Source organism: Pseudorhodoplanes sp. (assembly GCF_050250235.1).
Taxonomy (GTDB): domain Bacteria; phylum Pseudomonadota; class Alphaproteobacteria; order Rhizobiales; family Xanthobacteraceae; genus Pseudorhodoplanes.
The window spans coordinates 1-10038 of the sequence record NZ_JBFWPA010000176.1; the positions used below are offsets into that span (position 1 = coordinate 1).

The 10038-nt window shown below is 57.6% G+C and carries 9 protein-coding genes; 8 read left to right on the forward strand and 1 reads right to left on the reverse strand.

All coding sequences use genetic code 11. The features are described from left to right. The 7 genes from AB7F49_RS35010 to AB7F49_RS35040 form a co-directional block, all read left to right on the forward strand. The coding region (locus AB7F49_RS35010; protein WP_428531113.1) for a hypothetical protein at window positions 1-180 on the forward strand (180 nt) is incomplete at its 5' end. A gap of 53 nt (window positions 181-233) precedes the next feature. Then, window positions 234-1472, forward strand: a complete 1239-nt coding sequence (locus AB7F49_RS35015; RefSeq protein WP_428531116.1) for a LarC family nickel insertion protein — start codon at window positions 234-236, stop codon at window positions 1470-1472. Next, window positions 1465-2271 (forward strand): adenine nucleotide alpha hydrolase, encoded by an 807-nt coding sequence (locus tag AB7F49_RS35020; RefSeq protein WP_428531119.1) that lies wholly within the window; start codon window positions 1465-1467, stop codon window positions 2269-2271. Before AB7F49_RS35015 ends, AB7F49_RS35020 begins: the two co-directional genes overlap by 8 nt. Beyond that, on the forward strand, window positions 2268-2945 hold the full coding sequence (gene larB / locus AB7F49_RS35025; RefSeq protein WP_428531122.1) for a nickel pincer cofactor biosynthesis protein LarB: 678 nt from the start codon (window positions 2268-2270) through the stop codon (window positions 2943-2945). Before AB7F49_RS35020 ends, larB begins: the two co-directional genes overlap by 4 nt. A gap of 140 nt (window positions 2946-3085) precedes the next feature. After that, window positions 3086-4348: a molybdopterin-dependent oxidoreductase gene (locus tag AB7F49_RS35030; RefSeq protein ID WP_428531125.1), complete on the forward strand. Its 1263-nt coding sequence runs from the start codon at window positions 3086-3088 to the stop codon at window positions 4346-4348. Window positions 4349-4356: 8 nt separating this feature from the next. After that, the gene (locus AB7F49_RS35035; RefSeq protein WP_428531128.1) at window positions 4357-5166 is read left to right on the forward strand and encodes an electron transfer flavoprotein subunit beta/FixA family protein; all 810 of its coding nucleotides are present in this window, start codon (window positions 4357-4359) and stop codon (window positions 5164-5166) included. Continuing rightward, complete coding sequence (locus AB7F49_RS35040) at window positions 5163-6167, forward strand: electron transfer flavoprotein subunit alpha/FixB family protein (RefSeq protein ID WP_428531131.1); 1005 nt, start codon at window positions 5163-5165, stop codon at window positions 6165-6167. Before AB7F49_RS35035 ends, AB7F49_RS35040 begins: the two co-directional genes overlap by 4 nt. 169 nt (window positions 6168-6336) lie before the next feature. Here AB7F49_RS35040 and AB7F49_RS35045 read toward each other — a convergent pair whose 3' ends face one another. Next, a complete protein-coding gene (locus AB7F49_RS35045; protein WP_428531134.1) occupies window positions 6337-6885 on the reverse strand; it encodes a recombinase family protein in 549 nt (182 codons plus the stop codon). Window positions 6886-7273: 388 nt separating this feature from the next. Between AB7F49_RS35045 and cas9 the strand changes: the two genes are divergently transcribed. After that, window positions 7274-10038: type II CRISPR RNA-guided endonuclease Cas9 (cas9, locus tag AB7F49_RS35050; protein ID WP_428531137.1), on the forward strand; the 2765-nt coding region annotated here is incomplete at its 3' end.

Below are 10038 nucleotides of genomic sequence, written 5' to 3' on the forward strand. Positions count from 1 at the left end.
GCCGACTCGGGCCTCGTCGAAACAATTGCCATCATTGGGGCATTCGCATTCTCGACTGCTCTCCTGCATCTAGTGGGTATCTCGGTGGCAAGAAAACTTTTCGCTCGTCAACGATGGTTGGCATGGATCTGCGGAGGAGCGGTGAGCCTTTTCGGCATGTTTACCGCGGAGGGACTGTAGGCGACGAGCAACAGTTAAATGATCGCCCGACGACGAGATACTTGAGAACTGGAATGGTACACCTTCATCTGGATGTAGTAGGTGGTATCGCAGGTGACATGTTCGTCGCGGCGATGCTGAACACCTTTCCAGATCTCGAACAACCGACATTAGCTGCCATTAAAACCGTCAATTCGACGGGTGGTGTGAACGCTCGCATTTCCACCGTTTCGGATCACGTGCTAACGGGCAGCCGCTTTCATGTTACCAACGAACGCTGGGTAATGCCCTATGATCAGAAGCATGCCGGATCGCCTCGCCACCGGCCCGATCATGTATCATTCCGCGACATACGCCGGCGGATTTCGGGTTCATCTCTGGATGAGCCGGTAAAGCAGCGCGCAATAGCGATCTTCGCGATACTAGCGGAAGTTGAGGCTGCGGTTCACGGTGGCACAACCGATGACGTGAGGTTTCATGAAGTAGGTTCATGGGATTCGATTGCAGATATTGTCGCCGCGGCCTTCCTCATTAATGAGATCGGTGAAGCAACTTGGTCTAGCAGTCCTCTGCCCATAGGGTCGGGGCGTGTCTCGAGTCAGCACGGAACACTTGCAATTCCCGCTCCAGCGACGCTCGGTTTGCTCGAAGGATTTACGCTTTACGACGACGGCATACCGGGAGAGCGTATAACACCCACCGGAGCTGCTATCCTCAAACATCTCCATTGTGCTCCTCCCCTCGGACAACGGCATCGCCGCTTAATCAAATCAGGCGTCGGCTTCGGTTCGCGGCAATTGTCTGGCGTCAGTAACATTCTTCGTATGCTCGTGTTTGAAGAGCTTCCCGAAGGCGATGTCAGCACTGATGAGGTCGCCATTCTCGCATTCGAGGTGGATGACCAGACGGCTGAAGACCTCGCCGTGGGCCTCGAAAGCGTTAGAGCCGTTTCGGGTGTGCTTGATGTAACACAATCTTCCGTGGTCGGAAAGAACGGGCGGCTCCTGACCCATGTCCAAGTGATCACACGCAAGGATGTATGCGATGCAGCAACCGATGCCTGCTTCCTCGAGACCACAACACTCGGCATCCGCAGACAGATTGTGAATCGAGTCATTTTGACACGGGATTTTATCACCGTCAGAAAACGCGCTTCCAGAGTGGACGTAAAAGTCGCTCGCCGTCCGAACGGGAAAACCAGCGCAAAAGCAGAGCTGAGAGATGTAGCGGGGCAGGCCAGTGGGCATGCCGCGCGCGAAACGCTGAGGCGAATCGCAGAAGCAGCAGCTTCGGGGGATATGGATGATGTCTGATGGCGACCTCTTTCGCCTGCGATCACTCCTGATCCAAGTGAATCATGCCAGCATCGCCGTCAGCGGCGGCGTGGATAGTCTGACGCTGGCAGTGGCCGCTCATCGGTTCATGCCCGGACGCGTAGAGATCTATCACGCAATTTCACCCGCCGTTCCGGAAGAAGCGACACTGAGGGTTCGTCGACTTGCAGAGAGAGAAAGGTGGACGTTGTCGATCTTCGATGCCGGCGAGTTCGGAAACGGCAACTACCGCAGGAATCCGATGAACCGCTGCTTTTATTGCAAGCAGGGACTGTACGGATCGATAGCGGAGCGTTCGGACCTGCCCATTTTCTCAGGTACCAATGTCGACGACCTTCAGGAATACCGTCCAGGCTTAGAAGCGGCGCACCTCTATTCGGTCCGCCATCCATTTGTGGAGTGTGGCATCGACAAAGCAGGAGTGCGACGGGTCGCGTGTGAACTTGGATTGGAACATATCGCGCCTTTGCCGGCTTCACCATGTCTGTCCAGCCGCATTGAAACAGGTATTCCGATCGAGCCCGAGATCCTGGCATCCATATACCACGCGGAGAAGGTGGTATCGCGACGCCTCTTTCCGCGAACAGTCCGTTGCCGCGTCCGATCCGGGGGGGTGGCGATAGAGCTCGATCGCGAAACCCTGCTACGATTGGAATCACTTGTGCAAGACGAACTCAAGCGGGAAATCAGCAACTTGTTCCCGAACGAGATTGTGCCAAGCAGCATATTATTCGAGGAGTATCGCTCAGGCAGTGCCTTCGTGGGAGAAAAGCCATGAAGGTCGCTGAGACAGTCCTCGATTATGGGCGTAGCAGCCGGATTGGCTTCGACGAAGCTGTTCTATGTGAGAGTAAGAGCGCCGAGCAGCTTGTCGCGATCCTGTCGGACGCAGACAAAAAAGATCATCCTCTACTCCTCACCCGGCTTTCCAAAGCGAAGCTGCAGCAACTCGGCCGCACTTGGCATGGACGTCTAGACTATGATGCCGTTTCCAAAACAGCCTATTTCGGAACGCGAATTCAGCCATCTTCGAACCTTGAGCGCATGGCTGTGGTAACGGCGGGTACCTCCGATGTGCCAGTAGGTCGGGAGGCAATTCGGACTCTGAAATACTTCGGCGAAGATGTTCTCGAAATTTATGATGTGGGTGTCGCTGGTCTTTGGCGCCTGCTCGATCGGGTCGAGGAGTTGAGGCGTCTGCCAGTCGTGATCGTCGCCGCGGGAATGGACGGCGCTCTTCCAAGCGTCATCTGCGGACTGATTCCAGGAATAGTCATCGCGCTCCCCACATCGGTCGGATATGGCGTCTGTGATGGGGGGCGGACAGCGCTGTACTCTGCTCTCGCGAGTTGCGCGCCAGGATTGGTGACTGTCAACATTGACAATGGATATGGCGCCGCCGCTGCGGCGCTTCGCGTGTTGGCAGCGGGGCGAATATACCTTGAGGAATGATGTTGCCGTCATGGCACAGAACGCAGGTGTCAATGTCGTCATCACAATCGATCGCCAGCATCTCAATAGTTCCACTGGCATCGGATGTGCCGGCCTTAGAGCCGGGGCATTGACAATCGACGCAGCAAGGAGGTTGGAAAATGGCAAGCAAAGAAATAGAAGGCGATTGGTATTTGGGTTGGGCCGATCGCAAGCGCATCCAGCTTGCGGCCAGCAAGGATCGGCACGACAGGGTGATCAATGCTCGGACGCCCTTTCTCGATCAAGAGGGGCTCATTACGCCCACCGATGCGAGCTATATCGTTGCACAGCTGAACGTGCCGGAGCCCGTGCATCCCGACGACTACCGCTTCGAAGTCTTCGGCGAGGTAGAACGTCCCTCAGCATTTACCTTGAGTGACATACGTAAGTTTCCGGCACGTACCGTACGCGCAGTAGCCGAATGCGCGGGTAACGATACCAATTTCTGGGACTATCTGAAGTCGCGCGAGCAAGGCGGCAACATGGCAAAGCCGTCCTATCGTATCGAGAGCGACTGGAACGCCTCGTGGTGGGCCGAGAAAGGCGAAGCCGACATCAAGGCAACATCTGCGGACAGTGCCGAACCTACTATTACCTGTTATCTCTCTGGCGGCGAGTGGACCGGCATTTCCCTCAGCAGCCTTCTGGAAGCAGTTGGTCTGAAAAGCAGTGCCGTGGCTGTTCGTCTGGAGGGATTCGACGAAGGTCGGCCGGATCCAGCGATGCAATATCTCTCGGTCGGCCGTTCTGACTTCCAAGTTTATGACCCTGGAATCATCAATTATGACAAAGGATTGCCGATCGAAAAGGCAATGGAACGAGACACTATTCTGGCTTGGGCTCAGAACGGTGACTGGCTTACCCATGTGCACGGCGCGCCACTGCGACTGGTTGTGCCCGGCTGGGCCGGCAACTGGTGGGTTAAGTGGATCAACAAGATCGAGATCATGGACCACATGCCCGACTGCTATCACCAGACATACTATTTTGTGTCCGGCAAATCGCCAGACGATCCCAACAAGGCGCCAATGACGGCCCTGGGAGTTAAAACCGTCATTACCGAACCACTCGACGAAGATTCGCCACTTGCCGTTGGCGAGCATGTAATTCGCGGCCTAGCGTGGAGTGGAGAAGGTGCGATAGCCAGGGTCGAAGTCTCTACCGACGGCGGCCTAACATGGAGGGATGCGCATGTCGAAGAACACGGAGATCGGTTTCTTTGGCGGCGCTTTTCGATTGTCTGGAACGCAAACACACCCGGTCGTTACACGCTGATGACTCGCGGTACCGATGAGCGCGGTCGAGTTCAGCCAGTCACCGAGTGGAACTTCCAAAGAAAGCATTTTGACGGAATTGTTCCAGTCGATGTCGAGGTTATATAGGAGGAGCAATGCATATTGTGGTCTGTGTAACCCTCGTCGAGGACCCAGAAACACCGCACGATCTCCTGCGGGTTGACGAAGCAACGAAGACGGCAGTTCGCATTGGCAGCGGCTCGCAGGTAATGAATCCGTTCGACGAGCAGGCGCTCGAGGCAGCTTTACGAATAAGGGATGCAACCTCGCAACCCGAGAGCGTATCCATTTCGGCCCTAACCCTCTGCGACGGATCCGACAAGGCGATAAAGCACGCGCTAGCGATGGGGGCCGATGCGGCCGTCATGATTGTCGACCCCATCTTCCGGCAATGCGATTACCACGCCACTGCGGCCGGTCTCGCAGCGGCAGTACGCAAGCTCGGCAATGTCGATCTTGTTCTGACAGGCAGGCAGATGACGGACTCCGATGCCGGGATTGTGGGTGCTGGTCTGGCGGAGTTGCTCAAAATCCCCGTCATCACGCTAGCAAGGAAGATCAAGGTCGCCGACAGCGAGGTAACGGTTTGTCGGGCGATCGGCGAAGGTGAAGAAACGATGCAGGCAACATTGCCAGCGCTAATCACGATCGCTCATGAGCTAGGAGCCGTGCGTAAGCCGAGTCTACGCGAGACCATGCGCGCAGGGAAGAAACCTATCACTCGGCTCACAAAAAGCGATCTCAACATTCCCGTGGAGGTTTTTGATCCCTCTTCCTCACATGCGTCAGTGATGGAGTTGTGCAAGCCACTGATCGAAAGCAACTGCCAGTGGATAGCAGGAGAAAGCAGTGCGGATAAGGCCAAGGCTCTGGTCGATCACTTGATTGCGGAGAGAATACTATGACTGAAAGAACAATTCTTGTGGTTGTGGAGTTCAATGACGGTGTGGTATCCGAAACGACCATGGAGGTGTTGACGGCCGCACACGAAATTGCTGGTGACTCTGGCACCGTGGCCACGGTTTGCATCGGTCCAAGTTTTGACGACGAGCAGGTTCTCGCGCTGACTGCTCGGGGCTCCCAGCGTGTTATATTGATAGAAGACGCCATTTTTGCACCGTTCCAAGCAGATGCTTGGCTCAATGATCTTGCTTCCCTTGTTTCAGAGTTGAAGCCTGAATGTGTTCTGTTCTCACACTCTGTAGCCGGAATTGAACTTGCTCCGCGCTTGGCATTCAGAGTAAATGGTGCCGTAGTTACCGCGTGTTCTGCTGTGTCTCGCGTCGATGACACCATCCACTGGACGCGCGCCTGCTACGGTGGGGCATTCCGTCAAGTCGTTTCCCTGCACGCACTACCGATGGTTGCGACAATCGCGACCATGGCATTCGAACCTGCTCAAGCGGCGGAAGCAAGAACTGGCCAAGTCGTGCACCGCAAGGCGTCGACCACCACTCAAGATATTCGGGCCCGGGTAATCGATGTGCAGCCTCCCGGGCACGGGCAGCAGGGGGCGCAGCTTCAGAACGCTGATGTCGTCGTCGCCGGTGGCCGCGGGCTTGGTGGCCCCGAAGGATTTGTGTTGCTTGGAGAGCTTGCCGGAGAGCTGAACGCAGCGGTCGGGGCCAGCCGAGTCGCGTGTGATTTGGGCTGGTGCCCGCATTCGCGTCAGGTGGGATTATCGGGCAAAACCGTTGCGCCGCGACTGTATATTGCTTTTGGCATCTCCGGGGCCCCTCAACACGTGGCTGGATGCGCGAACGCTAAATCAATCGTTGCGATCAACACCGATGAAAAGGCCGAGATTTTTAAACTCGCCAAATTCGGGGTAGTTGCGGATTGTGCAGAGTTCATCCCTGCCTTAACCGCGGAACTTCGACATCGCCAAGCAAGTATGCGATCGTGACCCTATCTACCCGTAAAACCCAGCGAATTCGGGATGCTGCGAACTAATGCCGGCGACGGAGAAACGCAGCGAGGCTCAGTCCACCCGGCCCGCAGCGCCCCTGTGGGTGACTGCGGTCTAGCCGAAAGGGTTAAATGGTATCCCATAGCCGACTTTTCTGCTCCCTGCCCTAACCTGAGGTCAGGGCCCGATATACGCTTGCCTTCGACAGGCCGACATCCTTCATGATCTGCGGAATGGTTGCTCCATGCCGCCTGCGCTTGCGGATGTGCTTCACGACGTCGTCTGTGAGCTGCTTCCGGCGGCCGAAATTGACCCCCCTCTCCTTCGCCTTGGCGATGCCGTCCATCTGCCGCTCCTTGCGAATGTCATTCTCAAACTCAGCAATCAAGGAAAGGATGCCGAGAACGAGCTTTCCAGTACGTGAGTTGGTGTCGATCAGCGGATCGTCCAGCACCTTGAATTGTGCCCCCTTTTCTTCGAGCCGCGAGAGAATCTTGTACAGGTCCGAGGTGGACCGGGCGAGGCGATCGATCTTGGTGATGACCAGCGTATCCCCTTCCCTGATGTACTCCAGGCAACGCCTTAGTTCGGGACGTGCTCCATCTACTCCGGATCGCTTCTCGCGAAACATCTTGTCACACTTCGCTAGCTTTTCGAGTTGAACCTCGAGGTCCTGACCGGTCGTGCTGACCCGGGCATATCCGACGAGCGCCATAGCTATCTCCGAACCTCATAAGAATTTCGAGAATTCCGTTTAGAGACATAATTTGAGACGACCGCTCAGTCAATCTCAAAACGTATGATTTTTGAAACAAACTTGCCGCCAAGCACTTCCAGGCTGGACGCTAGAGTGTCCACTCTAAGGCCGCCCGAGCTTGCGCGCGCGGTCCGCATTCGTACGTTTATGGAAGGGCTCAAAATTTCACTGACGACAAGGAATCCCCCCGCCCGGTTTCCCGAGCGGGGGTGATCCTTCAGTAGTAAAACCACTTTGCCGTGGCTTTCCAACCGATTTCCCCTAAGGCGTTCAATATTGATGATTGAACGACGAGCGTCAATAATGAGTTCGATAGTTATGCGCAAGATGTCCGGGGGCATCAATCATGCGTATTTTGGGTATCGATCTCGGCATTGCATCCTGCGGATGGGGAGTAATCGAAGCAGGCGACCCCGACGGGTCGGTCATAGCGGCGGGCGTGCGCTGCTTCGATGCGCCGCTCGTGGATAAGACGGGAGAACCCAAGAGCGCGCAGCGGCGCGCCGCGCGCGGCCAGCGCCGCGTCATCCGCCGCCGCCGCCAGCGCATGAACGCCATCCGTCGACTCCTTCACAAAAACGGGCTCCTACCTGACCCGACACGAGATGCGTTGCGCGTCGCGCTGTGCCGGATTGCATCGAAAGGGACTAATCCATCAATCACGCCTTGGGCTCTGCGTGCCGCGGCGCACGACCGCGCACTAAGTCCCGACGAGTTGGCAGTGGTGCTCGGTCACATCGCGCGGCATCGCGGCTTCAGATCGAATTCCAAGAGCGAAGGTGCCGCCAACGCTCCTGACGAAACCTCGAAGATGAAGAAGGCGATGGAGCTGACCCGAGAAGGCCTCGCCAGATACCGCTCCTTCGGTGAGATGCTGGCACGCGACGAGAAATTCGCCGACCGCAAGCGCAACCGCGACAAGGACTATTCGCACACCGCGAAACGCTCCGATCTTGAAGACGAGGTGCGCGCCATCTTCTCAGCTCAGCGCAGGCTGGGCAACACGGCGGCGACGGAGATACTCGCCAGCGCCTTTTCCGACAATGCGTTCTTCCAGCGTCCGCTTCAGGACAGCGAAGCGCTGGTCGGCAAGTGCCCGTTTGAACCGGACCAGATGCGTACGGCGCGCCGCGCGCCGTCGTTCGAGCTCTTTCGCTTTATTCAGCGGCTGACCAACTTGCGCATCGCCGTCGGCCGCATCGAGCGGCCGCTCATACAGGATGAAATCGCGATCGCCGCCCGCGGCTTTGGCGAAACAACGAAGACGGTCTCGTTTTCGACCTTGCGCAAGACACTCGATCTCGATCCCAATGCACGCTTCGCCGGCGTCCCGAAAGACAAGGAAGGCAGACTCGACGTGGCGGCCCGCACTGGCGGCGCGGCCTACGGCACCAAGACGCTGCGCGACGTGCTTGGCGACGCGCCCTGGCAGTCGCTCGCACGAACGCCAGAAAAACTCGACCGCATCGCGGAAGTCCTTTCTTTCCGGGAAGACCTCGGCTCGATCCGAATGGGACTTGAAGAAATGGGTCTTGACCCTGTCGTGGTCGACTGCCTGCTGGTAGCGGCGGGCGAAGGCGCATTCAAGGACTTCACCAGGTCGGCTCATATCTCGGCGCTGGCCTGCCGCAATATCATTCCCCGATTGCGCGAGGGACTGGTCTATTCGGATGCTTGCGCGCGCGTCGGCTACGACCACGCGGCCCGCGCCGCCATCTCTCTCGAAAGCATCAACAGTCCCGTCACCCGCAAGGCCTTCGGCGAGGCGATCAAGCAGATTCGAGCCGTGGTGCGCGAATACGGTCCGATCGATCTTGTCCATATCGAACTGGCGCGCAGCGTTGGAAAGAGCGCCGAGCAAAGAGCAAAGCTTACAAAGGGGCTTGAAGACAGAACCGCCGAGAAGGAAAAACGGCGCAAGGAAGCATCGGAATTGCTCGGCCGCCCGGTCAGCGACGACGAACTCCTTCGCTACGAACTCGCCAAGGAGCAGGGCTTCAAGTGCGTCTATTCGGGCGACGCTATCGACCCGAAGGGCATCGCTGCCAACGACACCCGCTATCAGGTCGATCACATCCTGCCGTGGAGCCGGTTCGGCGACGACTCATACATCAACAAAACGCTGTGCACGGCCAAGGCCAATCAGAACAAGCGCGGCCAGACGCCATTCGAGTGGTTCGAGGCCGGCAAGACCGAAGCCGAGTGGCTGGAATACGTCGCCCGCGTAGAGAACCTGAAGGAGGTCAAAGGACGCAAGAAGCGCAACTACACGCTCAAGAACGCCGCCGACATGGAAGACAAGTTCAAGGCACGTAATCTCACCGACACACAATGGGTCACGAGGCTTCTAGCCGACGAATTGACACGCATGTTCCCTCCCCGACCGGAAAAGCGCAGACCGGACGGCAGCGACGAGCGCCGCGTATTCACCCGCCCCGGCGCGATCACCTCGAAGCTGCGGCGCGCATGGGGACTGGAGGGCCTGAAGAAGGTGGATGGCGAGCGCGTGCCGGACGACCGCCACCATGCCGTCGATGCACTGGTGCTGGCGGCGACCACCGAGGGTCTGTTGCAGCGTATGACGAAGGAGATGCAGAGGCGCGAAAAGGAAGGCCGCGAGGACGACATTTTCCACGTCAGCCAGCCGTGGCCAGGATTCCACATCGACGTCACGCGCGCGGTATACGGCGACAACGGGACCGGCGGCGTCTTCGTCTCCCGTGCCGAGAGGCGTCGTGCGCGCGGCAAGGCGCATGATGCGACCATCAAGCAAATCCGCGACATCGGCGGCGAGCAGATTGTCTATGAGCGCAAGGCGGTCGAGAAGCTGACTGAGAAAGACCTCGATCTCATCCCGGTTCCGGAGCCCTATGGCAAAGTCTCCGACCCAAAAAAGCTGCGCGACGATCTGGTAGAAACATTACGCGCATGGATCGCCGCCAAAAAGCCGAGGGACAACCCGCCGCGCTCGCCGAAAGGAGACATTATCCGCAAGGTACGCGTCGCCACCAGGGACAAGGTCGCGGTTACTGTCAACGGCGGCACGGTCGACCGCGGCGACATGGCGCGAGTGGATGTATTCCGCAAGAAGAATAAGAAAGGGAAATGGGA

What these genes read in the sequence shown, in the direction of transcription:
- AB7F49_RS35015 (WP_428531116.1), top strand. Translation starts at nt 234, where the DNA reads ATGGTACACCTTCATCTGGATGTAGTAGGTGGTATCGCAGGTGACATG.
- AB7F49_RS35020 (WP_428531119.1), top strand. Translation starts at nt 1,465, where the DNA reads ATGTCTGATGGCGACCTCTTTCGCCTGCGATCACTCCTGATCCAAGTG.
- larB (WP_428531122.1), top strand. Translation starts at nt 2,268, where the DNA reads ATGAAGGTCGCTGAGACAGTCCTCGATTATGGGCGTAGCAGCCGGATT.
- AB7F49_RS35030 (WP_428531125.1), top strand. Translation starts at nt 3,086, where the DNA reads ATGGCAAGCAAAGAAATAGAAGGCGATTGGTATTTGGGTTGGGCCGAT.
- AB7F49_RS35035 (WP_428531128.1), top strand. Translation starts at nt 4,357, where the DNA reads ATGCATATTGTGGTCTGTGTAACCCTCGTCGAGGACCCAGAAACACCG.
- AB7F49_RS35040 (WP_428531131.1), top strand. Translation starts at nt 5,163, where the DNA reads ATGACTGAAAGAACAATTCTTGTGGTTGTGGAGTTCAATGACGGTGTG.
- AB7F49_RS35045 (WP_428531134.1), bottom strand. Translation starts at nt 6,885, where the DNA reads ATGGCGCTCGTCGGATATGCCCGGGTCAGCACGACCGGTCAGGACCTC.